Consider the following 26,648-nt stretch of genomic DNA (forward strand, 5'->3'; position numbering starts at 1 on the left):
TGGGGTGCGGCGGCGGCGGTGGGAAGAGCCGCCGGCGCGCGGCGGCCCCGGCCGTTCCGGTCGCCCGCACAGCGGCAGCACATCACAGTTTGCGCGCCGGAGATACGTGCCTTTTATATAGGCATATTGGTATGATGGAGCGGATGGTGCACCCTGTCGCTCCCGGGTACCTGAGACGAACATTCTCATAGACTATTGATTTTCAACATTTAAATTAGTCACGCCCGCAAGGCACGAGCGGCACGCTTTCTGCATGCACCATTGCATGCAACGAACAAGGCAGGCCGCTCATGCCCGCGACACCGTCCGAAGCCCTCCTCGCCGCCGAGCCCGCGCCGCTCGCTTTCGCCCCGGCCCGCGCGGCGCTGATCATCATCGACATGCAGCGCGATTTCCTGGAGCCCGGCGGCTTCGGCGAGACGCTGGGCAATGACGTGTCGCGGCTGCAGGCGGCGGTGGAGCCCTGCAAGGCCGTGCTCGCCGCCGCCCGCGCGGCCGGCCTCCTCGTCATCCACACCCGCGAGGGCCATCGCCCGGACATGATGGACGCCCCGCCGGCCAAGGTGGAGCGCGGCTCGCCCACGGCCCGCATCGGCTGCGCCGGGCCGATGGGGCGCATCCTCATTCGCGGCGAGCCCGGCCACGACATCATCGCCGAACTCGCCCCCGCGCCTGGGGAGCCGGTGCTCGACAAGCCCGGCAAGGGCGCGTTCTACCAGACCGACCTCGAACTCATGCTGAAGAACCGGGGCATCGACACGCTGCTGGTGGCCGGCGTCACCACCGAGGTCTGCGTCCACACCACCATCCGCGAGGGCAATGACCGCGGCTATCGCTGCGTCGCGCTGGCCGATTGCTGCGCCTCCTACATCCCCGAATTTCACCGCGTCGGGCTGGAGATGATCAAGGCGCAGGGCGGCATTTTCGGCTGGGTGTCGGATTCCGCCGCCCTGCTCGCCGCGCTCCCCGCCCCGCCCGCCTCGGCCTCGGCCAGCGCTGCCTGAACCCGCCTGCCGCCTCCGGCGCACGGCGCCGCTTTCACCGCGTCCCCGTCATTCGTTCTTCGAGGGATACCGAGCATGTCCGCGACTGAAATGACCCCGATCTCACCCGCCCGCACCGGCATGCGCCCCAGCCTGTGGACGCGCGGCGACTGGAACGCCCTGTTCGGCTTCGGCACCAACATTCTCGTCAACATGCTGGTGCTGACCGGCCTGCTGCAATTCGTGCTGAAAATGCCGCCCGACATCGTCTTCGGCCGCATCCTGCCGGCGGTGGGGCTGATGATGTTCCTCTCCACCGCCTATTACGCCTGGCTCGGCTACCAGCTGGCCAAGCAGAGCGGGCGCGACGATGTCTGCGCCCTGCCCTCCGGCATTTCCGTGCCGCACATGTTCGTCGTCACCTTCGTCATCATGCTCCCCATCGGCGCGGCGACCGGCGACCCTGTCCAGGGCTGGGAAGCCGGCCTCGTCTGGGTGTTCTTCCAGAGCTTCATCCTGATGATCGGCGGCTTCGTCGCGCCCTATATCCGCAAGATCACCCCGCGCGCGGCGCTGCTCGGCACGCTGGCAGGCGTGTCCATCGCCTTCATCTCCATGCGCCCGGCCTTCGAGATCTTCGCCACCCCGGTGATCGGCCTCACCTGCTTCGCCATCATCATGGTGAGCTGGTTCGGCGGGGTGAAATATCCGCGCGGTATCCCGGCCGGGCTCATCGCCATCGCCGTGGGCATGGCCATCGCCTGGGGCTCCAATCTCGTCGGGCTGAACTATGGCGGCATGAGCCTCGCCAATGTCGGCAGCGCCGTCAGCAATTTCGGCTTCGCGGTGCCGCTGCCGGCCGTCGACCACGTCTTCCACGGCTTCAGCTATCTCGGCGTCATCCTCGTCACCGCCATTCCCTTCGGCATCTATGATCTGGTCGAGGCGATGGACAATGTGGAAAGCGCCGAGGCGGCGGGCGACCATTACCCCACCACCCGCGTGCTCACCGCCGATGGCGTGGTCAGCCTGATCGGCTGCCTGATGGGCAATCCCTTCATCAACGCGGTCTATATCGGCCACCCTGGCTGGAAGTCGATGGGCGGGCGCATCGGCTATTCCGCCGCCACCGGCCTCATGGTCATCGTGCTGTCCTGGTTCGGCATCATCGCCCTTTTGCTGGCGTTGATCCCGGTCGTCGCCATCTCGCCCATCCTGCTCTATATCGGCATGCTGATCGGGGCGCAGGCGTTCCAGACCACGCCGGCCAAACACGCCCCCGCCGTGGTGCTGGCGCTCACGCCCCACCTCGCCGCCTGGGCCAAGCTGCTGATCGACAACACGCTCGGCGTCGCCGGCACCTCCGCCGCCGCGCTGGGGCTGGAGAAGCTCGGGGGCGCCGGCGTGCTCTATCACGGGCTGGAAGTGATGGGCGGCGGCGCGATTCTGGTCGGCCTCGTGCTCGGCGCCATCGGCGTGTTCGTGGTCGAACGGCAATTCGTCAATGCCGCCGCTTTCGCCCTGGCCGGCGCGGTGCTCACCTTTTTCGGCTTCATGCACGGGGAAAGCGTCGGATTTGGCGTGACACCGGGGGTAGCATTTGCTTACCTTCTGGTTGCCGGCTTCCTGTTCGGCTGCGCCAAATATGCCGCGCTGGAGGGGGCGCCCGCCGCCCAAACGGCGTCAGGGCCGCAGCCGGCACCGGCGGAATAGGCTTTTGCTTCGATGCTGGGGGGTATCGAAGCAGCTTGAGACGGCGCGGCACATCCCGCAGGATGGCCGCGCCGCTCTTGCTTCCGGCCACCATTCTTCCGGCCACCATTCTTCCGGCCAACATGAGGCACGCTGACGGCGCGTCTCTCCTGACCGCCCGCGAGGTTCCTGATGTCGTTCCTGCTGTCCTTCGACCCGGCCACCCTCGGCGCGCCGGAGGAAACCGCGCCTCTGCCCGAGCGCGTGCTGTCCGGCGACCCGCGCCACCTCACCTGGAACGCGGAAACCCTGCCCGATGGCGCGCTGTTCGCCGGCATCTGGGAATCCTCGCCCGGCGCCTGGCGGGTGGATTACGAGGAATGGGAGTTCTGCTCCATCCTCGCCGGCGTCTCCATCCTGCATGAGGATGGCCAGCCGCCGGTAACGGTGAAGGCGGGCGACACCTTCGCCCTGCGTCCGGGCTTCAAGGGCGTGTGGGAAGTCGTCGAGACCACCCGCAAGCACTACGTCATCCGCCTTATCTGAGAACCTTGCGCAAATCCCGCGAGGTGTGGCCTTGCCGTCATTGACCGCGCGGCGGGGCCGACGCATCTTCGCGGCAGACTCTGTAGGAGACGTGCGATGCGGACCGAGATGAAGCAGGCCAAGGGACGGGTGAAGCGGGCAATGGCGCGCACCGCGACCGGCGCGGCCACACTGTTCATCCTCGCCGCCTCGCTCGGCAGCGCCGAGGCCGCCAATTTCTTCGAGAAGAATTTCTGGCTCTCCGGCCCCAATTACAGCGGCAATGTCCCGGCCTGCGACACGCCCGGCGCCCTGTCGAAGATCCAGAGCGACTTCGCCACCACCGAATCGCGCTTCTGGAACTCCAAGCTCACCATCGACCGCATCGACCAGGTGCGCGAGGTCGCTTTCCGGCCCTGGGGCGAGGAATACATACCCCGGCGCTATTGCCGCGCCGAGGTGATCATCTCCGGCGTCGAGGGCACGCCGAATTTCGAGACCGAGGGCGCCTATGGCAGCGGCGCCTATGATGGGCACATGACCGGCAAGGCCGCGGTCAGGCCGGTCGGCAAGGCGCCCGGCATGCCGCGCACCCACACCGTCTGGTACTCGATCATCGAGGATGGCGGCTTCCTCGGCGCCTCCTGGGGCGTCGATTTCTGCGTCGAAGGCTTCGACCGTTCTTGGACCTACGCCCCGAATTGCCGCATGGCCCGTCCGTGAGGCGGGCGCGGGCGGCGGGGCTTGCCCTCGCCGCGCTGCTGCTCTCCCCGCTCTCTGCCGCCGCCCAGAGCAAGGGCGAGCCGGGACGGTTCGACCATTATGTCCTCGCTTTGTCCTGGTCGCCCTCCTATTGCGAGGCCATGGGCGCGCGCGCCGAGCCGACGCAATGCGCCACCGCCCGCCCCTTCGCCTTCGTTGTGCATGGGCTGTGGCCGCAATATGAGCGTGGCTGGCCGGAAAGCTGCGTCAGCCCCGCCCCCTTCCTGCCGGAGCCGCTGCTGCGCTCCATGCTCGACATCATGCCGAGCCGCCGGCTGGTGCTGCACGAGTGGCGCAAGCACGGCACCTGCGACGGCGCCGATTCCGCCGGCTATTTCGCCACGCTGCGCCGCGCCTATGAGCGGGTGAAGATCCCGGACGAGTTTCACCGGCTCGACGCCTATCGCATGGTCTCGCCGGGCGAGGTCGAGGCCGCCTTCCGTGCCGCCAATCCCGGGCTGGCGCCGGACATGATCGCGGTCGCCTGCGACGGGCGCCGGCTCACCGAGGTCCGCCTCTGCCTCAGCCGCACGCTGGACTTCACGCCCTGCCCCGAGGTCGACCGCCGCGCCTGCCGGGCGGAGCGTGTGGTGATGCCGCCGCAGCGCGAGGCCGGGCCGGCGCCACAGAGGACAGAATGAACTACCGCCACGCCTTCCATGCCGGCAATTTCGCCGATGTCGTCAAGCATGTCGTGCTCGCCCGCATCCTTGCCTATCTCGGGCGCAAGGATGCCGCCTATCGCGTCATCGACACCCATGCCGGCGCCGGCCTCTACGACCTCGCCGGCGAGGAGGCCCGCCGCACCGGCGAATGGGAAGGCGGCATCGGCGCCGTGCTGCGCGCCCGTTTCACCCCGGCGGTGGCCGAACTGCTCGCCCCCTGGCTCGACGCGGTGCGGGCGGTGAACCCGGCGGCGGCGGACGATGCGGCACTGGCCGCTAGCCTCTCCCGCTACCCCGGCTCGCCGCTCATCGCCCAGGCGCTCACCCGCCCGCAGGACCGGCTGCTGCTGTGCGAGACCGAACCCGGCGTGCGCGCCGCGCTGGAAGAGGCGATCGGCCGCGACGCCCGCGCCAAGGTGCTCGCCACCGATGGCTGGCAGGCGCTCGGCGCCTATGTGCCGCCCAAGGAACGGCGCGGCGTGGTGCTGGTCGATCCGCCCTTCGAGGAGCCGGGCGAGTTCCACCGTCTCGCCCACGGCCTCGCCGAGGCGCATAAGCGCTGGGCCGGCGGCATCTATCTCCTGTGGTACCCGATCAAGGATGTGCGTGCGGTCGATGCCTTCCGCCGCGAGATCGAACGCGCCGGCATCCCCAAGACGCTGAACATCCAGTTCGACCTGCGCGCCGTGCGGCAGGCCGACACCATGACCGGCTGCGGCCTCATCGTGGTCAACCCGCCCTTCACCCTGGCCGAGGAGCTGCGCAGCGTGCTTGGCGCCCTCGCCCCGGTGCTCGCCACCGATGGCGCCGGCCGGGTGCGGGTTGGCTGGCTGACGCCGGAGCGCTGAACCCGCTCTCGCGCCCGCTCCCGTCATCATCCGGCATCGGTCTTGCTTCATGCTGGCCCGGATCGACGTAACCGGCAGGGGGCTTTGGCCGTGCCGGGCAAGGAGCAGGCGCATGGCGACGATGGGCACGGTCAAATTCTTCAACACGGAGAAGGGCTACGGCTTTATCCGGCCCGATGACGGGGGGCGCGACGTGTTCGTGCATGTCTCGGCCGTCACCCGTTCCGGTCTCGGCACGCTGATGGAAGGCCAGCGCGTGAGCTTCGAGATCGAGCCGGACAAGCGCGGCAAGGGCCCGAAGGCCATCGACCTGCAGCCGGCCGACTGATAAGCCTGCCGGCCGAAGCTGCGGCGCCGCCGTGGCCGGGCGCAGGCGGCTCCGGTCTCGGCACCGTGGCGGGCGCCCGCGAGAAAGAGGCGTCGGATCTGATGAAGCTGCGTTCCTCCCCGCTGTCGCCCTTCGGGCGCAAGGTCAAGATCGCCGCCCTTCTGTGCGACATCCATCTGGATATCGTGCCTGCCGACACGACGGACCCCGCGGATTCGCTGCGGGAGCAGAATCCGCTCGGCAAGATTCCGGTGCTGCTGCGCGAGGACGCGCCGGCAATCTACGATTCCCGCGTCATCGTCGAATGGCTCGACATGGCGGCCGGCGGCGGGGTGATCCTCCCGGCCCGGGGCGAGGACCGCATCGCCGCCCTCACCCTGCTGGCGCTCGGCGACGGCATTGCCGATGCCGCGCTGCTGCAGGTCTATGAGAATCGCTTCCGCGAAGCCGGAACGCACAGCGCCCGCTGGCTCGACCATCAGGCCGGCAAGGTGGCGCGCGGGCTTGCGGCACTGGAGGCCGCGCCGCCGCAGCCCCTGGCGGTGAGCGGCGCCGCGCATGTCGGCGAGATCGCGGTCGCCTGCGCTCTCGGCTATCTCGACCTGCGCTTCGCCGGGGCGTGGCGCGCCGGCCATCCCGCGCTGGTGGCATGGCTCGATGGCTTCGCCGCGCGGGTGCCCGCTTTCGAGGCAACGACACCGCAAGCCTGAGGCTGCCGCACCGCGCACAACGAAAAGGCCCCGGATCGCGGATCCGGGGCCCTTCGCATCAGGCGATGTCAGGCGCGCGTCAGAACTTGTAGTTCACGCCCGCGCGGACAATGTTGGCCGTCAGGCCGGTCTTGTAGCCGATGCTGTCGTAATAGTCCTCGCCGAGATCCATGTAGAGATACTCGCCCTTGATCGTCCAGTTGTTGGTCAGGGCGTATTCCACGCCGCCGCCGACCGTCCAGCCGGTCTGGGTCTTGTCCGAGGACAGGCCGAACAGGTTATCGCGCACTTCGGTGTGGCCCCAGGCGAGACCGCCGGTCACATAGGGCAGCACATTGCCGAAGGCGTAGCCAAGGCGGGCGCGGACGGTGCCGAAATAGTCCATCTTGGACTCGTACCCGGCATAGGTGTCCTTGATGTCCGAGCCCTGGAAGTCGGCTTCGGCGCCGATCACGACATTATTGGCGAACTGATAGTTCACGCCGATCTGGCCGCCGCCGAGGAAGCCCGACGGGTCGAGATTGACGATACCCGCGCCGCCTTCGCCCGAACCCCAGGCATAGCCGGCATTGGCGCCGAGATAGAAGCCGGTCCAGGTGAAGGCCGGCTCGACGATCATCGGGGCCGCCTTGGTGGGATAGGGCTGCTGCGCCAGATCGGCCGCGAAGGCGGGGGCGGCGGCGAGAAGGGCGACCGCGGCGACGCCCGAGCAGAGGATCTTCTTCATGGGTATTCTCCGAAACAATCCTGAAGCCGGGGGGTCGGGCCCAGGAAAGGCTTGCGAAACCAGACGAGGTTGCGTCTCGGAGTGTGAGTTAGAGGCGCAGCGGGGCAGGCCAAGGGCTGGAATGAGGCAGCCTCGCCGCATTCTCCGCCTCTCCCGACCGCTGCCGGCCCCGGCGCCTCGCGGAAAACCTTTGACGGCTTTGGTTGACAGGCCAAAAGGCCCACTCACAGAAGCGTGACAGGCGCAATAATTTCGCCATGATCGACGAACGATCGCCAGCACGCTGTGTCGTGGATGTCACAAATTTCGCCTCCCGCACCGCCGGCCGCGAGGGGCGGCGGGGCGGGAATCGCGGCGAAGGCGGCTCAGAAGCGGTAATTGACGCCGCCGCGCACGATATTGGTGCTCACGCCGATATCGCGCGGACCGAAATAGCTGGCATAGGTCTCCTTGCCGAGGTCGACATAGAGATACTCGCCCTTGACGCTCCAATTGTTGCCGAGCGCATATTCGGCACCGGCGCCGAGGGTCCAGCCGAAATGGTTGCGGTCATCGGTGAGGCCGAGCCGCTCATAGCTGCCGCCGCCATAAGCGAAGCCGCCCGTGCCATAGACCAGCACCTGGTCGAAGGCGTAGCCGATGCGGGCGCGCACCGTGCCGAAATAATCGAGCGTGAAGGCGGAGCTGGCGACATCGGCATATTGGATGTCGGCCTCGACGCCCAGCACCAGCGGGCCGCCGCTCTGCCAATTATAGCCGGCCTGCAGACCGCCGAGGAAGCCGTCGACATCCGGCGAGGCATCAGCCGTGCCCCAGCCATAGCCGGCATTGGCGCCGAGATAGAAGCCGGTCCAGGTGAACACCGGCGCCGGCACATAGGCCGCGCTGGCCGGGGCCGGGTAGGACAGGTCCGCTGCGGCAGCGGGAACGGCCATCAGGGCTACAAGCCCGAGGCCGGCACGGATGCTGTTGTTCATGGGTGGTCTCCTGAAAACCTGGCTCAGCCACAGCGAGCCAACAAACCTCGCCTGCGGAGAAACAAGTCGGGAGAAGTGACAAAGATGCGGCTGAAATTGTTCCGAAATCTGGAAGAAAACATTATGGTTAACGAAACCTATACTTAGATGTCACCGCATTACCGCTGCGCCTCTTCCCGCGGCGGCACCCGTCTATGCCGCCGCGCCGGTGGCCTATGGCCTCCCGCGTCGCCCGCCGGTAAAAGGACGCCGTGCGGCGCCCATGGAAATACCGGCGCGGCGCATGAAAATACCGGAACGCCGCTGGCGCCGTCATCCACCGCCCCGCATCGCCCGTATTGCCAGCCGGGCGCCGAAAAGCCGCCCCGCCCTGCCCGCCCGCAACACGCTGAGACCGGATGCCCTTCTCCCCCTCTTCCGCACCTTCGCCCCGCCCGCGCGTTCGCCCCGTCGCCCTCGTCACCGGCGGTGCGGTGCGTATCGGCCGCGCCATCTGCCTGCGGCTGGCGGAAGAAGGCTACGACATCGCCCTGCATGTGCGCCGGCCCGGCCCGGCGGCGGAGGAGACGGCGGCCGCCATCGCGGTGGCCGGCGGGCGCGCCGCCATCATCGCGGCTGAACTCGCCGAGGCGCAGGCGGTGGAAGGCGTGGTGCCCGCCGCCGTGGCGGCGCTCGGGCCGCTCGCCCTGCTGGTCAACAACGCCTCGGAGTTCCATCCCGACACGGTCGCGACGCTCGACCTCGCTCTGTGGGAACGGCACATGGCGGCGAATCTGCGCGCACCGGTACGACTCGCCCGCGCCTTCGCCGCGCAACTGCCGGAGGATGGGCGCGGGGCGATCGTCAATGTGATCGACCAGCGGGTGCTCAAGCCGACCCCGGCCTATTTCTCCTACAGCGTCGCCAAGGAAGGTCTGTGGGCGGCCACCCGCATGCTGGCGCAGGCGCTGGCGCCGCGCATCCGGGTCAACGCCGTCGGCCCCGGCCCGACGCTCGCCAATGGGCGGCAGGATGGCGAGGCCTTCGCCCGCCAGTCCGCCTCGGTGCTGCTGGGGCGCGGCCCCCACCCGGGCGAGATCGCCGATGCCGTCGCCTATCTCGCCCGCGCCGCCAGCGTCACCGGCCAGATGATCGCGGTCGATGGCGGCCAGCACCTCGCCTGGCGCACGCCCGACGTGGAGGACGACTGAGCCTCAACAGCGCCACCGTCAGCGCTTGCGCGCGTCGCTCAGCGTGAACCAGCCGATGCTGGTCATCACCAGCACCGCGCCGGCGACCTCCGCCGGACTGGCGCTCTCGCCGAGGAACAGCACCGCCAGCACCATGGTGGCGACCGGGCTTACCGTGCTGATCATCGAATTGGCCTGGGCGGAAATGCGCTTCAGCGCCGCGTTCATCAGGAAGGTCGGCAGCACCGTGGCGCCGATCGCCACCATCACCGCCAGCATCAGCCCATGCGGCGACACTATCAGCGCCCCGACCGGCCGCATCAGCGCGAACTGGCCGATCGCCATGACCGAGGCGGAAATCATCGCGATGCAGGTGAACAGCGCCGAGCCGATCCGCTGCAGCAGCGAGCGGGCGCAGAGCTGGTAGAGCGCGAAGGCGATCGCCGCCAGCGTCACCAGCACCGCGCCCTTCACCACATCCGAGCCCATGACGCTGACATTCTGCAGGAAGATCAGCGCCAGCCCGCCATAGGCGAGCGCGAAGGCCAGCATCGCCTTTGGACGTATCGGCTGGCCGAACAGCAGGGCGCCGAACAGCGCGACATAGATCGGGTAGGTGAAGAGGATCAGCCGGCTGAACGAGGCCGAGGCATATTGCAGCCCGGCGAAGTCGAGATAGCTCGCCAGCCAGTAGCCCAGCGCGCCCACCAGCATGGACTGCACCACCAGCCTGCCGTTCGGCAAAGGCTCGCCCATGCCGCGCAGCCGGAAAAGCGCGAAGGCGCCAACCGCGAGGTAAAAGGGCAGCGAGAACACCATGCGCAGCGCCAGCAGCGTCTCCGGGTCGATCCCCTCGGCATAGGCGAGCTTGATGATGATGCCCTTGGAGGCGAACAGCGTCGCGCCGGCGGCGCCGAAGGCGTAGCCGGCCAGGGGGACGGGCGGGTGGGAGACGGCATCGGCGGAACGGGACATGGTCCGCTCCCTTAGACCCTTTTCCCGGCGCTGACATCGGCCGCTGGCGCAGGGCCGCCCGCCGCCTTGCGCATTTTGCCGCCCCTGTGCCAGGCGGGGAACACGTGGCCGAACCGCAGGCGGCCCCTGTTCGCGCGCGCCGCAAATACGTATCTAGGAGGCATGACCGCCCGACCGACCCGCGACGCGCCCGACCTCGACGCCGACGATGCCGACATCGCCGAGCTTGAGCAGGACGAGACCCTCATTGCCGACCTTGCCGAGGAGGCCGAGCCCGCGCCGGGCTCCGTCGCCATGGGCCGCGCCGCCATTGCGCGCGCCCTCAAGCACGCGCCGAGCGGGCCCGGCGTCTACCGCATGCTGGGGCCGGACGGCACGGTGCTCTATGTCGGCAAGGCGAAGAGCATCAAGCGCCGCATCGTCGCCTATACAAGGCCGACCGGGCTCACCGCCCGCATCATGCGCATGGTGGCGGCCACCGCCGAGATGGAATTCGTCTCCACCGGCACCGAGACCGAGGCGCTGCTGCTGGAAGCCAACCTCATCAAGCAGCTGCGCCCGCGCTTCAACGTGCTGCTGCGCGACGACAAGTCATTTCCCTATATCCTCATCACCAAGGACCATGTCTCGCCGCAGATCACCAAGCATCGCGGCGCCCGCAACCGGCCGGGCGACTATTACGGCCCCTTCGCCTCGGTCTGGGCGGTGAACCGCACCATCAACGCGCTGCAGAAGGCGTTCCTGGTGCGCTCCTGCTCCGACAGCTTCTATGAGGCGCGCACCCGCCCCTGCCTGCTGTTCCAGATCAAGCGCTGCGCCGGCCCCTGCACCGGCGAGGTGAACCACACCGACTATGCCGAATATGTCCGCGAGGCGCGCGACTTCCTCTCCGGCCGCAGCAAGGCGGTGAAGGAGCAATTGGCGCGCGAGATGGAAGCCGCCTCGCAGGAGCTGGAATTCGAGCGCGCCGCCGCGCTGCGCGACCGCCTCGCCGCGCTTTCCGCCGTGCAGGGCACGCAGGGCATCAATCCGCGCTCGGTGGAAGAGGCGGACGTGTTCGCCATCCATCAGGAAGGCGGGGCGACCTGCGTGCAGGTGTTCTTCTTCCGCACCGGCCAGAACTGGGGCAACCACGCGCTCTACCCGCGCGCCGACCGGACGCTGGAGATCGGCGAGGTGCTGGAATCGTTCCTCGCCCAGTTCTATGAGGACAAGCCCTGCCCGCGCCTCATCCTGCTCAGCCACGACATCGCCGAGCGCGAATTGCTGGAAGAGGCGCTTTCCACCCGCGCCGGCCACCGCGTCGAGATCGCGGCGCCGAAGCGCGGCGAGAAGCGCGAACTGGTCGAGCACGCGCTGCAGAACGCCCGCGAGGCGCTCGGCCGCAAGCTGGCGGAAAGCGCCAGCCAGGCCCGGCTGCTGGAAGAACTCGCCCGCGCCTTCGCGCTCAACGGCCCGCCGAAGCGGATCGAGGTCTATGACAACAGCCACATCATGGGCTCGAACGCCGTCGGCGGCATGATCGTCGCCGGGCCGGAAGGCTTCGCCAAGAGCCAGTACCGCAAGTTCAACATCCGCTCGACCGAACTCACCCCCGGCGACGATTACGGCATGATGCGCGAGGTGCTGACCCGGCGCTTCTCCCGCCTGTTGAAGGAAAACCCGCGCGCGGGCACGTCGCCCCTCCCCGAGGGAGAAGCGGCGCCCCCGCCGCCAACCGGAGAGGGCGAGGAAGCCTCCGCCGCCTCCTCGGCCTGGCCGGACCTCCTGCTGATCGACGGCGGCCCCGGCCAGTTGAAGGCAGCGCAGGAAACCCTCGCCGGCCTCGGCGTCACCGATGTGCCCATGGTCGGCGTTGCCAAGGGGCCGGACCGCGACGCCGGCCGCGAGACCTTCTATGTCGAGGGGCGCGAGCCCTTCCGGCTGGAGCCGCGCGACCCGGTGCTGTATTTCGTCCAGCGCCTGCGCGACGAGGCGCACCGCTTCGCCATCGGCTCGCACCGCGCCCGGCGCAAGAAGGACCTGACCCAGGCCGGGCTGCAGGAAATCCCCGGCATCGGCCCCACACGCAAACGGGCGCTGCTGCACCATTTCGGCACGCTGAAAGCCATTGAGCGCGCCTCTCTCGCCGATCTTGAAGGCGTGCCGGGGGTGAACGCGGCGACGGCGCGGGCGGTTTACGACTTCTTTCATGCCAAGGCGACATGAAGGACCGGAACGGCCATGCGCGTCATGCGATGGCCACAGCCCTGACGCATCGTGATAAGCCTGCGGCAGGCAAGGCTGGGGACCGTGACGCGATTGACGCGGCCGGCTCGCATGTTTACCTGCCTGTGAGGGAGCCGGCGCAGTATGGTCGATGTCGCATCTAACCCGCAGCCAGTACGGGAGCCGGCCAAGGTGACTCGTGGCCATGCCATGTCGCTGCCCAACATCCTCACCTATGGCCGCTGCGTGGCGGTGCCGCTGGTGGCGGCGTGCCTGTTCTGGTCGGACATTCTGGAAGGCGGGCTGTGGCTGCGATGGATCGCGGTCGCGCTCTATGTCGTTGCGGCTGTTACCGATTTCTTCGACGGCTATCTCGCCCGCGCCTGGTCGCAGCAATCGGCCATCGGCCGCATGCTCGACCCCATCGCCGACAAGCTGCTGGTCTCCGCCTCGCTGCTGATGCTGGCCTCGGACGGCACCATTCGCGGCTGGTCGCTCTGGGCGGCGCTGGTGATTCTGTGCCGGGAGATTCTCGTCTCCGGCTTGCGCGAATTTCTCGCGGAACTGCGCGTCAGCGTTCCCGTCACCCGCCTCGCCAAATGGAAGACCACCGCCCAGCTTGTGGCGGTGGGCGTGCTGCTGGCCGGCCCGGCGGCCGACCTCGTTGTGCCGGGCATCACGCTGTTCGGCATCGGCCTGCTGTGGATCGCGGCGCTGCTGACGCTCTATACCGGCTGGGACTATTTCCGCGCCGGCGCCCGTCATCTGATCGGGGACGAGGCGTGAGGGTGCTGTATTTCGCCTGGGTGCGCGAGCGCATCGGGTGCGAGGCGGAAGAGATCGAGGTGCCGGCGGGTGTTTCCACCGTGGCCGAGCTCGCCGCCCATCTCGCCGCCCGCGGCGAGGGCTATGCCCGCGCCTTCGAGAATCCGCGTATCGTGCGCGCGGCGCTCGACCGGCGGCACGCCAAGCCCGACACGCCGCTGGGCGCCGCGCGCGAGATTGCTTTTTTCCCGCCCATGACGGGCGGCTGAACGAGCGAGGTGAGCATGTTCACCGTCCGCATCCAGGCGCAGGATTTCGACCCCGCGCATGAGGCCGCCGCCCTGTCGCGCGGCCGCACCGATATCGGCGCCGTCGTCACCTTCACCGGTCTCTGCCGGGCGCAGGACGCCCCCGGCGGCGCCCCGCTCATCGCCCTGACGCTGGAGCATTATCCCGGCATGGCGGAAGAGGAGATCGGCCGGCTGGTGGAACAGGCCCGCGCCCGCTGGCCGCTCATCGGCGCCACCGTCATTCACCGTTTCGGCCGCATGGTGCCGGGCGACACTATCGTGCTCGTCGTCACCGCCTCCGCCCACCGCGCCGCCGCCTTCGAGGCGGCGGAGTTCCTGATGGACTGGCTGAAGACCAGCGCGCCGTTCTGGAAGATGGAAGAGCGCGACGAGGGCACCGCCTGGGTCGCGGCCAAGGACGAAGACGACGACGCGGCGGAGCGGTGGAACTGAGTCATGTCGCGGCGACCGTCATCCCGGACGGCCGCAGGCCGATCCGGGATCGTAAGCCGAGGGGTGGCGGGCAGCGATCCCGGCTCTCCGCCCTCCGGGCTGCGGCCGGGATGACAGCGAAAGAGACGTGCAAACGAGAAATGCCGGCCCGAGGGCCGGCATTCGCATTCCGGAAGGCGAGGCCGGCTCAGGCCGCCGCTGCCTTCTTCGGCTGCACCTCGGACATATAGTCCTCCAGCAGCGTCTTGGTGACCGGGCCGGGCTGGAAATGCTGGCCGGCGATCTCGGAAACCGGCGTCACCTCGGCGGCGCTGCCGGTGATGAAGCACTCGTCGAAGCTCGCCAGTTCCTCCGGCATGATCGCCCGCTCCACCACCTCGATGCCGCGCCGCTTGGCGAGCGCGATCACCGTCTGGCGGGTGATGCCGTTGAGGAAGGCGTCGGCCTCCGGCGTGTGGACCACCCCGTCCTTGACGAAGAAGATATTGGCGCCGGTGCATTCGGCGACGCGCCCGCGCCAGTCCAGCATCAGCGCATCGGCGAAGCCCTCGCGCTCGGCGGCGTGCTTGGAGATGGTGCAGATCATGTAGAGGCCCGCCGCCTTCGAGGTCGAGGGCGCGGTCTGCGGATCGGGACGGCGGTACTTGGCCATGCCGATGCGGATGCCCTTGAGCCGCTGCGCCGGGTCGAAATAGCTCGGCCATTCCCACGCCGCGATGGCGAGATGGATCTGGTTGTGCTGGGCCGACACGCCCATCATGTCCGAGCCGCGCCAGGCGACGGGGCGAATATAGGCGTCCACCAGCTTCTGCCGCGTCAGCAATTCGCGGCAGGCGGCGTTGATTTCGTCTTCGCTGTAGGGAATCTCGAAGTCGAGCAGTTCGGCGCTGCGCTTCAGCCGCGCCGTGTGCTCTTCGAGCTTGAAAATCTCGCCGCCATAGGCGCGCTCGCCCTCGAACACGCAGCTGCCATAATGCAGCCCGTGGGTCAGTACATGGACCTGCGCGTCCTGCCAGGGCACGAAGGCGCCGTCATACCAGATCCAGCCGCTGCGTTTGTCGAAAGGTTCGCTCGCCATGGTTAAGTCTCCCAACCGGGGCGCCGGCGCGCCATGGGAGGCGCCGGAGCCCTTCTGTCCTTCGGCATGGTGGCTACGGCCTGTCGGGCGCGCGCAACGCGCTTTGCCTCGCGGCCGAAGTCCCGTTATCGTCGCCGCTCTGTCCGAGCGGGTCGACTCTTTCCGTTCCGGGGCGGATCGGGCGGCATGCCGAACGATCCTTTCGTTGAACGGGACATCTGGGTAACGATCATAACGAAAAAAGTCAACATGGCTGACATAAATGTCTCGCTGACCGCACGCCCCGGCAAGAGCGAGCCGGGCGTGGCGGCACGCCTGTCCCCCGCGCCGGAAGGCGAGCCGATGCTCGACCTGATCGAGCTTCTGTTCTTCGCCTATCGCAATTTCGTCAGCGATCCCGACGAGATCCTGCAGGGCTTCGGCTTCGGCCGCGCCCATCACCGGGTGCTGCATTTCGTCAATCGCCATCCCGGCATGCGGGTGACCGACCTGCTCGACATTCTGCGCATCACCAAGCAGAGCCTCGGCCGGGTGCTGCGCGAACTGGTCGATCAGGGTTTCATCGACAGCCGCGCCGGCGCCTCCGACCGCCGCCAGCGCCTGCTCTACCTCACCCCCAAGGGCGAGGCGCTGACCCAGGAATTCGTCGCCATCCAGTCGCGCCGCATCCGCCGGGCGCTGGAAGAGAGCGGCGGCGAGTCGCGCGAGGTGGTCCGCCGCTTTCTTGTCGCCATGATCGACCCGGAAGATCGCAGTTCGACCGAGAAGCTGATCGCCCGCGCCGACCAGGCCGTGGAGGCGCGCAGCGCCGCCCGCGGCCGGACGGCCGGCTGACGGGAGAACCGCCATGCTCGACGCCCGCCCCAGCCCGGCCGCGGCGGCAAGGGAGGCCCGCACCATGCCCGCCGACGACGCCTTCCACCTGCTCATCGTCGATGACGACCGCCGCATTCGCGACCTGCTGTCGCGCTTCCTGTCCGAGCACGGCTACCGCGTCACCACGGCGGAATCCGCCGCCGATGCCCGCGCCCGGCTCGGCGGCCTCGCCTTCGACCTCTTGATCCTCGATGTGATGATGCCCGGCGAGAGCGGCTTCGACCTCGCCCGCGCCGTGCGCGCCGACTCGCCCGTGCCAATCCTGATGCTCACCGCCCGCTCGGAGGCGGGCGACCGCATCGAGGGGCTGGAAATCGGCGCCGACGACTATCTCGCCAAGCCGTTCGAGCCGCGCGAATTGCTGCTGCGCATCGGCAACATCATCAAACGCGCCGCCCCGCCCCCGCCGCAGGCGATCGAGGCGGTGCGCTTCGGCCCGTTCACCTTCCATCTCGCGCGCGGCGAACTCACCCGGGACGGCGAGCTGGTGCGCCTCACCGACCGCGAGCGCGACATGCTGCGCGTGCTCGGCGAGGCACCGGGCCAGACCGTGCCGCGCCAGGACCTCGTCGCCCCCGGCGTCGCCGCCGGCGACCGGGCGGTGGACGTGCAGGTCAACCGGCTGCGCCGCAAGATCGAGCGCGACCCGGCCAATCCCGCCTATGTGCAGACGGTGCGCGGCGTCGGCTACCGGCTGGTCGTCGCTCCTTGAAGCCCCGCGACACCAGCGTGGTGGGCGCCGCGCGGGCGCGTCTGCGCCTCACCCAGCGCCGCATGCGCGAGAACAATGCCCGCTTCGGCGCGTGGTTCAACCGCGTCATGCCGAAGGGCCTGTTCGCCCGCTCGCTGATCATCATCGTCACCCCGGTGGTGATCCTGCAGTCGGTGCTCGCCTTCGTGTTCATGGAGCGGCACTACAACACGGTGACGCGCCGGCTCTCGGCGGCGGTGTCGCAGGACATCACCGCCGTCGCCCAACTTGCCGTCGGCTTCCCCACCGAGGAAGACCGCGACAAGATCAAGCGCATCGCCCAGCTCACCATGGGCCTCACCGTGGATTTCCTCCCCGGGGAACGCCTCCCCCCGCCGGGGCCCAAGCCGTTCTTCTCGACGCTGGATTCCGCCTTCACCGGCGAACTGGCGAAGCGCCTGCACCGGCCGTTCTGGACCGACACGGTCGGCAATTCCAACCTCATCGAGGTGCGGGTGCAGCTCGACGACATGGTGCTGCGGGTGTTCGCCCGCCGCAGCCAGGCCTATCTCTCCAATTCGCACATCTTCCTGTTGTGGATGGTGGGCACCGCGCTGGTGCTGATGGCGGTGGCCATCCTGTTCCTGCGCAACCAGATCAAGCCGATCGAGGCGCTCGCCGATGCCGCCATCGCCTTCGGCAAGGGGCGCGACGTGCCCGGCTTCCGCCCGCGCGGCGCGCGCGAGGTGCGCGGCGCGGCGCTGGCCTTCCTGGAGATGAAGCGGCGTATCGAGCGGCAGATCGAACAGCGCACCACCATGCTCGCCGGCGTCAGCCACGACATGCGCACCATCCTCACCCGCTTCAAGCTGGAACTGGCGCTGCTCGGCGACAGCGCCGATACCGAGGCGCTGCGCAAGGATGTCGATGACCTCCAGAGCATGCTGGAGGCCTATCTCGCCTTCGCCCGCGAGGATGTCGCCGAGACCCCGGCGCTGGCCGACATGGCGCGGCTGATCGAGGAGGCGCGCATCAATGCCGAGCGGCAGGGCTCCACGGTCAGCGCCAGCTATAGCGGCGACCCGATGGTGATGGTGCGCGTCGACGCCTTCCGCCGCTGCCTCGCCAATCTCGTCGGCAATGCCGGCCGCCACGCCTCGCGCATCGAGATATCGGGCATGCGCGACGAACGCTGGCTGACCATCGCCGTCGACGATAACGGGCCGGGCATCGCGCCTGAACTGCGCGAGGATGTGTTCCGCCCGTTCTTCCGGCTGGACGAGGCGCGCAACCAGGATGCCGGCGGCTCCGGCCTCGGCCTCACGATCGCCCGCGACGCCGCCCGCGCCCATGGCGGCGATATCATTCTCGGCGAGAGCGCGATGGGCGGGCTGCGCGCGACGATCCGGATTCCGGTGTAGCCTTGCTGAAGACCGACCAGATGGTAACATAGTGCTCCGTGGATGAGGGAGACGGTTACATGGTCGCTACGATCGGTGTCTTCGTTATTTTCGTCGCATGCGTTTATGTTCTCGCGCAGATGGCTGCAGACATCGGAATTATAGGAGCTGTGTTCGCTTTTACCGCCACCGTTTCGCTGACCATTGCATCCCTGATCGGAATGTTTTTAGTACTTTATGCTTTGCTTGAGTGCGGCGATATAAGTGTTCTCTTCGATGGAAACTTCTACCAATGCAAGGACGGGAAAGAAATGGCCCGTGAACTCATCGCCATTTTCAAAAAGGTTCTTCTCGTCGGCATCGGCTCTTATGCAATCATGATGATCGTTGCTTGGCTGATCGGCCGCTTCCGCTCATAGCCACCCAATCGCACCCCGCCTCAGAACAGCCGGGCGCCGTTGGGCACGGCGAGGTCGGGCTTGAACAGCACCACCGCGCCGTCTTCGTCGGGGAAGCCGAGGGTCAGCACCTCGGACATGATCGGGCCGATCTGGCGCGGGGGAAAATTCACCACCGCCGCCACCTGCCGCCCGACGAGATCCTCCGGCGCATAGTGCACCGTGATCTGGGCCGAGGATTTCTTGCAGCCGATATGCGGGCCAAAATCAATCACCAGCTTTATCGCCGGCTTGCGCGCCTCGGGGAAGGGCTCGGCCTGGATAATGGTGCCGACGCGGATGTCGACCTTGAGAAAGTCCGCGATCGTGATCTGTTCGATGGGGGCAAGACTCACGCTGGGGCTCCTCACGCTGCGGCTCACGGCTGATTCCGGCCGTCAGTTTACGCGAAACGCCCGGGCATATGTCACGCCATTGCCGGAGCGTCCGGCGGCGCCGGGGAGGCCGGCTCGCTCGGTGCCGCCGCCTCGCGACGCCCGCGCCGGCCGCCCGTGGCGAGGCACACCGCCCCCTCGATCAGCCCGAGCGCCCGCTCGCCGCGCGCCAGCTCACGGTCGAGGGCCGCCATGGTGCGGGCCAGTGCCGGATCGTCATCGGTGAGGAAGGTCTGCAGCACCCGGCCGAACACCAGCGTCAGCCCCTGCGCCCGCACCGCGCCCTTGAGGCCGGCGGTGTCGATCCCCGCCGCCGCCAGCATCCATTGCTGCGAGCGGACGGAGAGCTTGTTCAGCGCCAGCGCGAAGAACGGGTTGCGCCGCGCCGACTCCACCAGCGAGCGCAGCGCCGCCTTGTGCGGCGCCAGCACGTCGAGCCGGCGCATCAGCACATCGACCAGACGGTCGCGGGCGGGCTCGTCCGCCATATCGTCGGTGGGCGCGGCGAGCACCTTGGAATCGACCTCGCGCAGGAAGCCGGACAGCATGTCGAAGGTGGAACCGAACGAGGCGCGCAGGTCGGACAGCGGCATCTTCGCCTCGTCCGCCACCTCGCCGAGGCTGATGCGCTCGAACGGCTTGCGCGCCAGCAGCCGCATGAAGCTGTCGAGCGCGAGGGCGCGGCCCTCGATTGCCTTCTCGGTGGTCGCCTTCGTTCCCGCGGAGCGTGCCATGATGACCTCCATTCCTGAACGTTGCCCCACCTGATGTAAGGCGCGGCACCGCCCGGGAGAAGCCCCCGCGCGGCGATTCCCGACGCAGGACCACGCACGAAAGCGGGAGCGTCAGCCCGCGAGTTCGCGCGAGCGCCGCGCCGCCGCCGCCACCGCTTCGGCCAGTAGCGGGCCGAAGCCCTTTTCCTCGTCCATCAGCACCGCCAGCGCCGCCGCAGTGGTGCCGTTGGGCGAGGTGACATTGCGGCGAAGCTGCGCCGGGTCGATGCCGGTGCGCAGCATCAATTCGCCGGCGCCGGCGACGGTCGCCCGCGCCAGCCGGTCGGCCATGTCGGCGGGCAGTCCCGCCTGCGCCCCCGCCGCCGCCAGCGCTTCCGCCAGCAGGAACACATAGGCCGGGCCGGAGCCGGAAACGGCGGTGGCGACGTCGATCAGCGCCTCGTCCTCCACCCATTCCACCCCGCCGGTGGCGCGCAGCAGGGCGTCGGCGATGTTCATCTGGTCCGCCGTGACGGCGCCATTGGCCACCGCCACCGTCACGCCGCGGCCGATCGCCGCCGGCGTGTTGGGAATGGAGCGCACCACCGCCGCGCCCTTGGGGAAATAGGATTCGAGGAAGCCGAGCGTGCGCCCCGCCATGACCGAGACGATCAGCGTGCCGGCATCGGCCAGCGGCGCCACCCGGGCCAGCACGTCGGGGGCGACCTGCGGCTTCACCGCCAGCAGCATCACCGCCGGCGGGCCGCCATTGAGCGGGTTCAGCGCCACGCCGCGCGCCTCGATCAGCGCGGCGACTTCCGCCGGTGGGGCGGGGTCGATCACCGCCGCCCGCGCCGGATCGAGCCCGAGATCGAGCCAGCCTTCCAGCATGGCGCCGCCCATCTTGCCGGCGCCGACAAGCAGCACCCGCCCGGGAATGTCGGAAAGTGTGGCCATGATCGAACTCCCTGCCCGCGCGAGCGGGCGTCGTCACCCACTCATGCGCGTCGTCAACGGCCTTAGTGCCGCCGTCGCGCCGCTTTGGCAATGGGAGTATGCGCCGGACCGGCGGGCCTGTGCGTCAGGCCTCGCCGACGGTCTCGAACAGGGTGGCATCCATCGCCTCGCGCGCGCTCTTGCCGGCCCAGACGACGAACTGGAAGGCGGGGAAATAGCGCTCCACCGCCTCGATGGCGCATTCCATCAGCACCTCGCACTGCCGGTCGGTGGCTTCCGCCCCGGCCAGCAGCAGCGCGTGGCGGAACATTATCACGCCTTCCTTCGACCAGAGGTCGAAATGGCCGACCCACATCTGCTCATTGATGAGCGAGAGCAGGCGCAGCACCTCGGTCTTGCGCTTCTCCGGCACCTTGAGGTCGAAGGCGCAGGCGATGTGCAGCGCCTCCACCTCGTCCATCCACTGGAACGAGACATGGCAATCCGTCCACCGCCCTTCGAGGGAGATGGTGATCTCGTCCTCGGCCGAGCGCTCGAACGCCCATTCGTTGAGCGCGGCCATGCGCTCGACGAGATCCAGCGGGTTGAGGCTGATGTCGGTCTCGAAGTCACTAGTATGGGTCATGCTCGACCTCGCGAGGGTGGACGCGGAGGGGGTCGAACGCACGCAACGCGACGGTTACCGACAAGCCGTTCAAGAATCGAACGAATCGCCGTCGTCCCAACTATATCGCGCTGAATCCGTACCTCGCTACGACCGTTGTACCATGGTCCGCATAAAAACGGACCCTGGCGAAAATTGGCACAGTCAACTTGTCGGCGGATTCGCCCCGGTGCGGCAAGCGCCGGGACAAAGCGTCCACAAGCCGTGCGGTTGAAAGGCTCAGCCAAGCGAATCCGGCGGGTCGATCGTCGCCTCAAGCTTGGCTTCCCGCGCCTCCAGCGCGGCGATCCGCGCGGCGAGACGCTCATTCTCCTCGCGCGCGGCAGCGGCGAGTTCCTTCACCGTCTCGAATTCCTCGCGGGTGACGACATCGAGCTCGCGCAGAATGCGCTCGGCCTGGGCGCGCATCACGCCTTCCGCCTCGCGGCGCACGCCGGTGGCGACGCCGGCCGCGTCGTTCATCAGCTTGGCAAAATCGTCGAAGATTCGGCCGGTGGTCTGGGTCATGGTCATCTCCCGGGATGAGGCCGGTACAATGCCGCGCCTTTGCAGAAACAATGGGGCGGCGGGCCGGCGATCGCAAGGGGAGCCGCCCGCCAACGGCGCCAGGCGCCTTGATCCCGTCACGCAACGGGGGCAAAGCGGGAGTGCCGCCCGGCGCGCGCCGGGCACCCCGCCGCGCGCCCTTCCGCCGAGAGGTTCGATGCTGCTCACACCGCCGCTGCTCGCTTTGCCCTTCCCCGCTATCGACCCGGTGCTGATCGAGCTCGGTCCCTTCGCCATACGCTGGTACGCGCTCGCCTATATTGGCGGCCTGCTGTTCGGCTGGTGGATGGCTAAGCGGCTGTGTTCCAGCCCGGCGCTGTGGGGCGGCCATGCGCCGATCAAGCCGGAGGAGTTCGACGACGCGGTGGTGTGGATCGCCGTCGGCGTCATTCTCGGCGGGCGCATCGGCTATGTGCTGTTCTACAACCTGCCCTATTACGCCGCCAATCCGTGGGAGGCCCTGACCGTCTGGCATGGCGGCATGGCCTTTCATGGCGGCTTTCTCGGCTCCATCCTCGCCATGTATCTGTTCTGCCGGCGCCGGGGCCTGCCCTTCGTCTCCATGCTGGACATCGCCGCCTCGGTGGTGCCGGTCGGCCTGTTCCTCGGGCGGCTGGCCAATTTCATCAATGGCGAATTGTGGGGCCGGCCGACCGATGTCGCCTGGGCCTTCGTCTTCCCCCATGGCGGGCCGGAGCCGCGCCATCCGAGCCAGCTCTATGAAGCCGGGCTGGAGGGGCTGGCGATCTTCCTCATCCTGCAGCTCGCCATCCGCGCCGGGGCGCTGGCGCGGCCGGGCACGGTGGCCGGCCTGTTCGTGTTTCTCTATGGCTGCGCGCGCATCTTCGTCGAGTTCTTCCGCGAGCCGGACCCGCAGCTCGGTTATCTCTTCGGTGGCTGGCTCACCATGGGCATGCTGCTCTCCCTGCCGATGCTGGCGCTGGGCTCCTGGCTCGTCTGGCGCGCGCGACATCGCCCGGCGCTCAGCGCGGGTGCCGCATGAACGCGCTGGCGGAACAGCTCGTCCGGCAGATCGCGCTCACCGGCCCGATCACCGTCGCCGACTATATGGAACAGTGCCTGTTCCACCCCACGCTCGGCTATTACACCACGCGCGAGCCCTTCGGCACGTCGGGCGATTTCATCACCGCGCCGGAAATCAGCCAGATGTTCGGTGAGCTGCTCGGCCTGTGGGCGGCCGAGACCTGGCTGCGGCTCGGCTCGCCCGCGCCCTTCATCCTCGCCGAGTTCGGCCCCGGGCGCGGCACGATGATGGCCGACATGCTGCGCGCCACCGCCCGCGTGCCGGGCCTGCATGAGGCCGCCCGCGTGGTGCTGGTGGAAGCCTCGCCCCGCCTGCGCGCCCGGCAGGCGGAAACGCTGCGCGGCTACCCGGTCGAATGGGTGGAGCGGATCGAGGCGCTGCCGCCCGGTCCGCTGATCGCGCTCGGCAATGAGTTCATCGACGCGCTGCCGATCCGCCAGTTTGTCCGCACGCCGGACGGCATCGCCGAGCGCATGGTCGGCCTCGATTCCGCCGGCGCGCTCGCCTTCGGCCTGCGCCCCGGCGCCCGGCTCGATGCGCGCGGCGACGCCCGCCTCGCCGCCGCCCCGCCGGGCGCGGTGCTGGAAACCTGCCCGCTCGGCCTCTCCATCGCCGCGACCCTCGGGGCCCGCATCGCTTTGAGCGGCGGCGCGGCGCTGCTGGTCGATTACGGCCATGCCGGCGAGCGCGAGCAAGGCGGCGGCTTCGGCGACACGCTGCAGGCGCTTTACCGCCGGGCCTTTGACGATGTGCTGGCCCATCCCGGCGAGGCCGACCTCACCGCCCATGTCGACTTCACCGCCCTCGCCCACGCCGCCACGGCCGCAGGCGCCCACGTCTTCGGCCCCATCGGCCAGGGCCTGCTGCTGGAGCGGCTCGGCCTGGACGAGCGCGCCTTCCGGCTGAAGCGCGCGGCGAGCGAGGCCGACCGCGAGATGGTGGAGGCGGCGCGCCTGCGCCTCGCCGGCACGGACGAGGGACAGATGGGCTCCCTCTTCAAGGCGCTCGCTTTGGTGCATCCTGCCCTCGACATGGTGGCCGGATTCGCCCCCTCCGAGCTGTTCAAGGACACTCCCGCATGAAGGTCGAATCCACTGCGCTGAGCGCCCTGCCGGGCATCCGCCACGCCTTCTTCACCCGCGAGGGCGGCGTGTCGGAAGGCATCTATGCCGGGCTCAATGGCGGCACCGGTTCGCGCGACGATCCCACCCATGTCGCGGCGAATCGCGCGCGCATGGAAGAAGCGCTCGGCGTGCCTTCCGGCCATCTGCTCACCGCCTGGCAGGTCCATTCGCCCGACTGCGTGATTGTGGACCGGCTGTGGGACGAGCGGCCGAAGGCCGATGCGGTCGCCACCGCCACAACAGGCATCGCCGCCGCCGTCACCATCGCCGATTGCGGGCCGGTGCTGTTCGCCGACCCCGTCGCCCGCGTCGTCGGCGCCGCCCATGCCGGCTGGAAGGGCGCGGTCGGCGGCGTGCTCGACGCCACGCTCGCCCGCATGGAAGAACTCGGCGCCCGGCGCGGAAATATCGTTGCCGCCATCGGCCCGCTGATCCGGCAGGAGAGCTATGAGGTCGGGCCGGATTTCATTGAAACGCTCACGGGCCTCGACGCCTTCAATGCGCGCTTCCTCGTGCCCGCCGCTCGGCCCAGCCATGCGATGTTCGACCTGCCCGGCTACATCGCCGCCCGGCTGACACGGCTCGGCGTCGGCACCGTCGACGATCTCGGCCTCGACACCTATGCCGACGAGGCGCGCTTCTTCTCCTATCGCCGCGCCACCCATCGCGGCGAGCCCGACTATGGACGCCTGATCGCCGCCATCACCCTGGTGTGAGCTTCGCCATGACCCTGCATTTCACCGGCCCGGAGTTCGAGCGCCGCCGCCAACGCCTGCTCACCGCGATGGCGGAACAGCGGCTCGACGGGCTGCTGATGTTCCAGCAGGAATCCATGTACTGGCTCACCGGCTATGACACGTTCGGCTTCTGTTTCTTCCAGGCGCTGTGGCTCGGCGCCGACGGGCGGCTCGCTTTGCTCACCCGCTCGGCCGATCTGCGGCAGGCGCAGCACACCTCGCTGATCACCGACATCCGCGTCTGGACCGACCGCGCCGACGCCACGCCGCAGCAGCAGCTATGCGCCATGGTGACGGAGCTGGGCGGCGCGGGCGGGCGCATCGGCGTGGAATATGAGAGCTACGGCCTCACCGCCGCCAATGGCAAGAAGCTCGACGCGGCCTTTGAGGGCATCGCTACGCTCATCGACGCCTCGCGTCTGGTGGACCGGCTGCGGGCGGTGAAGTCGGCGGCGGAAATCCTCTATGTCCGGCAGGCCGGCAAGCTGGCTCTGGCGGCACGCGAGGCGGCGCTCGCCACCATCGCGCCGGGCGTGGACGAGGGCGAGGTGCTCGCCGCCATGCAGGGCGCCATCTTTAGGGGTGGCGGCGACTACCCCGCCAATGAGTTCATCATCGGCTCCGGCGCCGACGCGCTGCTATGCCGCTACAAGAGCGGCCGGCGCGTGCTGGGTGACGAGGACCAGCTCACCCTGGAATGGGCTGGCGCCTATCGCCACTATCACGCGGCGATGATGGAGACGGTGGTCATCGGCCCGCCTCGCGACCGGCATCTGGAATTGTTCGCCGCGGCGAAGCAGGCGCTGGAAGCCTGCGCCCACGCCATGGTGCCCGGCCGCACCGCCGGCGAGGTGTTCGCCGCCCATGCGCATGTGATGGACGGTCACGGGCTGGAAAAGCACCGGTTGGCGGCCTGCGGCTATTCGCTCGGCGCCAAGTTCACCCCCTCCTGGATGGACCCACCCATGTTCTACGAGGGCAATCCCTGGGTGCTGGAGCCCGGCATGGTGCTGTTCGCGCACATGATTCTGATGGACAGCGACAGCGGCACCGCCATGTGCCTCGGCCGCACCTATCTCGTCGGCGTTAACGGTAACGAGGGCTTAACGCCCGCCCCTCTGGACCTGATCGTTAATTAGTCTTAACCCTTTCCCGTCCGCCGGCGACGTTCGCGGCCCTGCTTCGGCAGGGACACGCGGCGCGACCGGCCCACAGGGAATGGTTCATGCTCGCTCGCTTCCGCCCGCTGGGCCGACGCCTCACGACGACCGCGGTTCTTCTTGCCGCCCTCGCCCTCGGCGCCTGCCAGACCAATGGCGGCGGCAACAAGCCGGTGGCGGCGGCCTCCATCTCCTCGGGCAACAGGACCATCGCCTTCGAATCCATTGACGGCCCGCCGGAGCCGGTGTTCGACCGGCTCGTCGCCGATCTCTCCGACCAGGCCAAGGCCAAGCAGATTCCCGTCGTCTCGCGCGGCAGCCAGGCGGCCTATCGCGTGCGCGGCTATCTCGCCGCCAGCGTCGCCAATGGCAAGGGCGAGGTCGACTGGGTGTGGGACGTGTTCGACGCCGACAGCGACCGCGTGCTGCGCGTCGCCGGCCGCGAGAAGCTCGGCCCCGGCAAGGATGTCTGGAACAATCTCGACGATGCCACGGTGCAGCGCATCGCCGCGCAGAGTCTCGACGAAATTTCCACCCGCCTCGCCGGCGGCACCCCTGCCGCCGTGACCGCCGCCCCGGCCGCCGGCGCCCAGCCGGACCCGGCCGACGCGCCGCCGGTGGAGCCGGGCAACGGCCCCGTAGTGGCCAGCGCGGCGCCGGACGATATCCCCGCCGATGTCGTAACGGCACCCTCTTCAACCGAGGGCGAGACCCGCGCCCTCACCTTCGCCTCGCATCCCTGAGCCGC

General features: G+C 68.7%; 31 protein-coding genes. 22 read left to right on the forward strand and 9 right to left on the reverse strand.

Features of this window, described 5'->3' with window-relative positions; genetic code table 11:
* Window positions 1–290: 290 nt before the first annotated feature.
* From AAC979_RS11200 to AAC979_RS11235, 8 genes are all read left to right on the forward strand, one after another.
* Window positions 291–1,004, forward strand: a complete 714-nt coding sequence (locus tag AAC979_RS11200) for a cysteine hydrolase family protein (RefSeq protein WP_371346901.1) — start codon at window positions 291–293, stop codon at window positions 1,002–1,004.
* A 75-nt stretch (window positions 1,005–1,079) separates the two neighbouring features.
* Window positions 1,080–2,696 carry a regulator gene (locus tag AAC979_RS11205; protein WP_371346902.1) on the forward strand — a complete coding sequence of 539 codons (1,617 nt, stop codon included), beginning with the start codon at window positions 1,080–1,082 and terminating at the stop codon, window positions 2,694–2,696.
* 171 nt (window positions 2,697–2,867) lie between these two features.
* Window positions 2,868–3,221, forward strand: a complete 354-nt coding sequence (locus AAC979_RS11210) for a cupin domain-containing protein (RefSeq protein WP_371346903.1) — start codon at window positions 2,868–2,870, stop codon at window positions 3,219–3,221.
* Window positions 3,222–3,317: 96 nt separating this feature from the next.
* Entirely contained in the window at window positions 3,318–3,923 is a 606-nt protein-coding gene (locus AAC979_RS11215) for a hypothetical protein (protein WP_371346904.1), read from the forward strand.
* On the forward strand, window positions 3,920–4,603 hold the full coding sequence (locus AAC979_RS11220) for a ribonuclease T (RefSeq protein WP_371346905.1): 684 nt from the start codon (window positions 3,920–3,922) through the stop codon (window positions 4,601–4,603). Before AAC979_RS11215 ends, AAC979_RS11220 begins: the two co-directional genes overlap by 4 nt.
* Window positions 4,600–5,475 carry a 23S rRNA (adenine(2030)-N(6))-methyltransferase RlmJ gene (locus tag AAC979_RS11225; RefSeq protein ID WP_371346906.1) on the forward strand — a complete coding sequence of 292 codons (876 nt, stop codon included), beginning with the start codon at window positions 4,600–4,602 and terminating at the stop codon, window positions 5,473–5,475. The genes AAC979_RS11220 and AAC979_RS11225 overlap by 4 nt, the downstream gene beginning before the upstream one ends.
* 112 nt (window positions 5,476–5,587) lie before the next feature.
* The gene (locus AAC979_RS11230; protein WP_307061061.1) at window positions 5,588–5,803 is read left to right on the forward strand and encodes a cold-shock protein; all 216 of its coding nucleotides are present in this window, start codon (window positions 5,588–5,590) and stop codon (window positions 5,801–5,803) included.
* 101 nt (window positions 5,804–5,904) lie between these two features.
* Window positions 5,905–6,513: a glutathione S-transferase family protein gene (locus tag AAC979_RS11235; protein WP_371346907.1), complete on the forward strand. Its 609-nt coding sequence runs from the start codon at window positions 5,905–5,907 to the stop codon at window positions 6,511–6,513.
* A gap of 79 nt (window positions 6,514–6,592) precedes the next feature.
* On the opposite strand, the gene AAC979_RS11240 is transcribed toward AAC979_RS11235, so the two are convergent.
* On the reverse strand, window positions 6,593–7,240 hold the full coding sequence (locus tag AAC979_RS11240) for an outer membrane protein (protein WP_371346908.1): 648 nt from the start codon (window positions 7,238–7,240) through the stop codon (window positions 6,593–6,595).
* Window positions 7,241–7,605: 365 nt separating this feature from the next.
* Window positions 7,606–8,217 (reverse strand): outer membrane protein, encoded by a 612-nt coding sequence (locus AAC979_RS11245; RefSeq protein ID WP_371346909.1) that lies wholly within the window; start codon window positions 8,215–8,217, stop codon window positions 7,606–7,608.
* A 398-nt stretch (window positions 8,218–8,615) separates the two neighbouring features.
* Here AAC979_RS11245 and AAC979_RS11250 point away from each other — a divergent pair, with 398 nt between their 5' ends.
* Window positions 8,616–9,407 carry an SDR family oxidoreductase gene (locus AAC979_RS11250; RefSeq protein WP_371346910.1) on the forward strand — a complete coding sequence of 264 codons (792 nt, stop codon included), beginning with the start codon at window positions 8,616–8,618 and terminating at the stop codon, window positions 9,405–9,407.
* Between the two features lie 18 nt (window positions 9,408–9,425).
* Here AAC979_RS11250 and AAC979_RS11255 read toward each other — a convergent pair whose 3' ends face one another.
* Window positions 9,426–10,361, reverse strand: coding sequence for a DMT family transporter (locus AAC979_RS11255; protein WP_371346911.1), 936 nt, complete (start codon window positions 10,359–10,361; stop codon window positions 9,426–9,428).
* Between the two features lie 162 nt (window positions 10,362–10,523).
* Here AAC979_RS11255 and uvrC point away from each other — a divergent pair, with 162 nt between their 5' ends.
* From uvrC to AAC979_RS11275, 4 genes are all read left to right on the forward strand, one after another.
* Window positions 10,524–12,569, forward strand: coding sequence for an excinuclease ABC subunit UvrC (gene uvrC / locus AAC979_RS11260; RefSeq protein WP_371346912.1), 2,046 nt, complete (start codon window positions 10,524–10,526; stop codon window positions 12,567–12,569).
* A gap of 210 nt (window positions 12,570–12,779) precedes the next feature.
* Window positions 12,780–13,355 carry a CDP-diacylglycerol--glycerol-3-phosphate 3-phosphatidyltransferase gene (pgsA, locus tag AAC979_RS11265; RefSeq protein WP_371349043.1) on the forward strand — a complete coding sequence of 192 codons (576 nt, stop codon included), beginning with the start codon at window positions 12,780–12,782 and terminating at the stop codon, window positions 13,353–13,355.
* Window positions 13,352–13,603 (forward strand): molybdopterin converting factor subunit 1, encoded by a 252-nt coding sequence (gene moaD, locus AAC979_RS11270; protein ID WP_371346913.1) that lies wholly within the window; start codon window positions 13,352–13,354, stop codon window positions 13,601–13,603. Before pgsA ends, moaD begins: the two co-directional genes overlap by 4 nt.
* A gap of 15 nt (window positions 13,604–13,618) precedes the next feature.
* The gene (locus AAC979_RS11275; RefSeq protein ID WP_371346914.1) at window positions 13,619–14,077 is read left to right on the forward strand and encodes a molybdenum cofactor biosynthesis protein MoaE; all 459 of its coding nucleotides are present in this window, start codon (window positions 13,619–13,621) and stop codon (window positions 14,075–14,077) included.
* 187 nt (window positions 14,078–14,264) lie between these two features.
* Here the strand turns inward: AAC979_RS11275 and AAC979_RS11280 are convergent, their stop codons facing one another.
* Complete coding sequence (locus tag AAC979_RS11280; protein ID WP_371346915.1) at window positions 14,265–15,155, reverse strand: branched-chain amino acid aminotransferase; 891 nt, start codon at window positions 15,153–15,155, stop codon at window positions 14,265–14,267.
* 249 nt (window positions 15,156–15,404) lie between these two features.
* Here AAC979_RS11280 and AAC979_RS11285 point away from each other — a divergent pair, with 249 nt between their 5' ends.
* From AAC979_RS11285 to AAC979_RS11300, 4 genes are all read left to right on the forward strand, one after another.
* On the forward strand, window positions 15,405–15,989 hold the full coding sequence (locus AAC979_RS11285; RefSeq protein WP_371346916.1) for a MarR family winged helix-turn-helix transcriptional regulator: 585 nt from the start codon (window positions 15,405–15,407) through the stop codon (window positions 15,987–15,989).
* 13 nt (window positions 15,990–16,002) lie between these two features.
* A complete protein-coding gene (locus AAC979_RS11290) occupies window positions 16,003–16,743 on the forward strand; it encodes a response regulator (protein WP_371346917.1) in 741 nt (246 codons plus the stop codon).
* 62 nt (window positions 16,744–16,805) lie between these two features.
* Window positions 16,806–18,143, forward strand: coding sequence for an ATP-binding protein (locus tag AAC979_RS11295; protein ID WP_371349044.1), 1,338 nt, complete (start codon window positions 16,806–16,808; stop codon window positions 18,141–18,143).
* 59 nt (window positions 18,144–18,202) lie between these two features.
* Complete coding sequence (locus tag AAC979_RS11300; RefSeq protein WP_371346918.1) at window positions 18,203–18,541, forward strand: hypothetical protein; 339 nt, start codon at window positions 18,203–18,205, stop codon at window positions 18,539–18,541.
* A 20-nt stretch (window positions 18,542–18,561) separates the two neighbouring features.
* On the opposite strand, the gene AAC979_RS11305 is transcribed toward AAC979_RS11300, so the two are convergent.
* The 5 genes from AAC979_RS11305 to AAC979_RS11325 all read right to left on the reverse strand — a co-directional run bounded on the left by AAC979_RS11305 (window position 18,562) and on the right by AAC979_RS11325 (window position 21,795).
* The gene (locus tag AAC979_RS11305) at window positions 18,562–18,915 is read right to left on the reverse strand and encodes a tRNA-binding protein (protein WP_371346919.1); all 354 of its coding nucleotides are present in this window, start codon (window positions 18,913–18,915) and stop codon (window positions 18,562–18,564) included.
* Between the two features lie 71 nt (window positions 18,916–18,986).
* Window positions 18,987–19,688 (reverse strand): TetR/AcrR family transcriptional regulator, encoded by a 702-nt coding sequence (locus AAC979_RS11310; protein ID WP_371346920.1) that lies wholly within the window; start codon window positions 19,686–19,688, stop codon window positions 18,987–18,989.
* Window positions 19,689–19,799: 111 nt separating this feature from the next.
* Window positions 19,800–20,624, reverse strand: a complete 825-nt coding sequence (proC, locus tag AAC979_RS11315; RefSeq protein WP_371346921.1) for a pyrroline-5-carboxylate reductase — start codon at window positions 20,622–20,624, stop codon at window positions 19,800–19,802.
* 124 nt (window positions 20,625–20,748) lie between these two features.
* Window positions 20,749–21,249, reverse strand: a complete 501-nt coding sequence (locus AAC979_RS11320; protein WP_371346922.1) for a YbjN domain-containing protein — start codon at window positions 21,247–21,249, stop codon at window positions 20,749–20,751.
* A 258-nt stretch (window positions 21,250–21,507) separates the two neighbouring features.
* Window positions 21,508–21,795 carry an accessory factor UbiK family protein gene (locus AAC979_RS11325; RefSeq protein ID WP_371346923.1) on the reverse strand — a complete coding sequence of 96 codons (288 nt, stop codon included), beginning with the start codon at window positions 21,793–21,795 and terminating at the stop codon, window positions 21,508–21,510.
* Between the two features lie 196 nt (window positions 21,796–21,991).
* On the opposite strand from AAC979_RS11325, the gene lgt reads away from it, so the two are divergent.
* From lgt to AAC979_RS11350, 5 genes are all read left to right on the forward strand, one after another.
* Entirely contained in the window at window positions 21,992–22,837 is an 846-nt protein-coding gene (gene lgt, locus AAC979_RS11330) for a prolipoprotein diacylglyceryl transferase (protein ID WP_371346924.1), read from the forward strand.
* Window positions 22,834–23,961, forward strand: coding sequence for a class I SAM-dependent methyltransferase (locus AAC979_RS11335; RefSeq protein WP_371346925.1), 1,128 nt, complete (start codon window positions 22,834–22,836; stop codon window positions 23,959–23,961). The genes lgt and AAC979_RS11335 overlap by 4 nt, the downstream gene beginning before the upstream one ends.
* On the forward strand, window positions 23,958–24,719 hold the full coding sequence (gene pgeF / locus AAC979_RS11340) for a peptidoglycan editing factor PgeF (protein ID WP_371346926.1): 762 nt from the start codon (window positions 23,958–23,960) through the stop codon (window positions 24,717–24,719). Before AAC979_RS11335 ends, pgeF begins: the two co-directional genes overlap by 4 nt.
* 8 nt (window positions 24,720–24,727) lie before the next feature.
* The gene (locus AAC979_RS11345; protein ID WP_371346927.1) at window positions 24,728–25,879 is read left to right on the forward strand and encodes a M24 family metallopeptidase; all 1,152 of its coding nucleotides are present in this window, start codon (window positions 24,728–24,730) and stop codon (window positions 25,877–25,879) included.
* 86 nt (window positions 25,880–25,965) lie between these two features.
* Complete coding sequence (locus AAC979_RS11350; RefSeq protein WP_371346928.1) at window positions 25,966–26,643, forward strand: hypothetical protein; 678 nt, start codon at window positions 25,966–25,968, stop codon at window positions 26,641–26,643.
* Window positions 26,644–26,648 lie beyond the last annotated feature (5 nt).

The organism is Ancylobacter sp. IITR112, from assembly GCF_041415945.1.
Classification (GTDB): Bacteria; Pseudomonadota; Alphaproteobacteria; order Rhizobiales; family Xanthobacteraceae; genus Ancylobacter.

Coding starts and splice junctions, on each gene's coding strand:
- AAC979_RS11200 (WP_371346901.1), top strand. CDS start 291: ATGCCCGCGACACCGTCCGAAGCCCTCCTCGCCGCCGAGCCCGCGCCG.
- AAC979_RS11205 (WP_371346902.1), top strand. CDS start 1,080: ATGTCCGCGACTGAAATGACCCCGATCTCACCCGCCCGCACCGGCATG.
- AAC979_RS11210 (WP_371346903.1), top strand. CDS start 2,868: ATGTCGTTCCTGCTGTCCTTCGACCCGGCCACCCTCGGCGCGCCGGAG.
- AAC979_RS11215 (WP_371346904.1), top strand. CDS start 3,318: ATGCGGACCGAGATGAAGCAGGCCAAGGGACGGGTGAAGCGGGCAATG.
- AAC979_RS11225 (WP_371346906.1), top strand. CDS start 4,600: ATGAACTACCGCCACGCCTTCCATGCCGGCAATTTCGCCGATGTCGTC.
- AAC979_RS11230 (WP_307061061.1), top strand. CDS start 5,588: ATGGCGACGATGGGCACGGTCAAATTCTTCAACACGGAGAAGGGCTAC.
- AAC979_RS11235 (WP_371346907.1), top strand. CDS start 5,905: ATGAAGCTGCGTTCCTCCCCGCTGTCGCCCTTCGGGCGCAAGGTCAAG.
- AAC979_RS11240 (WP_371346908.1), bottom strand. CDS start 7,240: ATGAAGAAGATCCTCTGCTCGGGCGTCGCCGCGGTCGCCCTTCTCGCC.
- AAC979_RS11245 (WP_371346909.1), bottom strand. CDS start 8,217: ATGAACAACAGCATCCGTGCCGGCCTCGGGCTTGTAGCCCTGATGGCC.
- AAC979_RS11250 (WP_371346910.1), top strand. CDS start 8,616: ATGCCCTTCTCCCCCTCTTCCGCACCTTCGCCCCGCCCGCGCGTTCGC.
- AAC979_RS11255 (WP_371346911.1), bottom strand. CDS start 10,361: ATGTCCCGTTCCGCCGATGCCGTCTCCCACCCGCCCGTCCCCCTGGCC.
- uvrC (WP_371346912.1), top strand. CDS start 10,524: ATGACCGCCCGACCGACCCGCGACGCGCCCGACCTCGACGCCGACGAT.
- pgsA (WP_371349043.1), top strand. CDS start 12,780: ATGTCGCTGCCCAACATCCTCACCTATGGCCGCTGCGTGGCGGTGCCG.
- AAC979_RS11275 (WP_371346914.1), top strand. CDS start 13,619: ATGTTCACCGTCCGCATCCAGGCGCAGGATTTCGACCCCGCGCATGAG.
- AAC979_RS11280 (WP_371346915.1), bottom strand. CDS start 15,155: ATGGCGAGCGAACCTTTCGACAAACGCAGCGGCTGGATCTGGTATGAC.
- AAC979_RS11285 (WP_371346916.1), top strand. CDS start 15,405: ATGGCTGACATAAATGTCTCGCTGACCGCACGCCCCGGCAAGAGCGAG.
- AAC979_RS11290 (WP_371346917.1), top strand. CDS start 16,003: ATGCTCGACGCCCGCCCCAGCCCGGCCGCGGCGGCAAGGGAGGCCCGC.
- AAC979_RS11295 (WP_371349044.1), top strand. CDS start 16,806: ATGCGCGAGAACAATGCCCGCTTCGGCGCGTGGTTCAACCGCGTCATG.
- AAC979_RS11300 (WP_371346918.1), top strand. CDS start 18,203: ATGGTCGCTACGATCGGTGTCTTCGTTATTTTCGTCGCATGCGTTTAT.
- AAC979_RS11310 (WP_371346920.1), bottom strand. CDS start 19,688: ATGGCACGCTCCGCGGGAACGAAGGCGACCACCGAGAAGGCAATCGAG.
- proC (WP_371346921.1), bottom strand. CDS start 20,624: ATGGCCACACTTTCCGACATTCCCGGGCGGGTGCTGCTTGTCGGCGCC.
- AAC979_RS11320 (WP_371346922.1), bottom strand. CDS start 21,249: ATGACCCATACTAGTGACTTCGAGACCGACATCAGCCTCAACCCGCTG.
- AAC979_RS11325 (WP_371346923.1), bottom strand. CDS start 21,795: ATGACCCAGACCACCGGCCGAATCTTCGACGATTTTGCCAAGCTGATG.
- lgt (WP_371346924.1), top strand. CDS start 21,992: ATGCTGCTCACACCGCCGCTGCTCGCTTTGCCCTTCCCCGCTATCGAC.
- AAC979_RS11335 (WP_371346925.1), top strand. CDS start 22,834: ATGAACGCGCTGGCGGAACAGCTCGTCCGGCAGATCGCGCTCACCGGC.
- pgeF (WP_371346926.1), top strand. CDS start 23,958: ATGAAGGTCGAATCCACTGCGCTGAGCGCCCTGCCGGGCATCCGCCAC.
- AAC979_RS11345 (WP_371346927.1), top strand. CDS start 24,728: ATGACCCTGCATTTCACCGGCCCGGAGTTCGAGCGCCGCCGCCAACGC.
- AAC979_RS11350 (WP_371346928.1), top strand. CDS start 25,966: ATGCTCGCTCGCTTCCGCCCGCTGGGCCGACGCCTCACGACGACCGCG.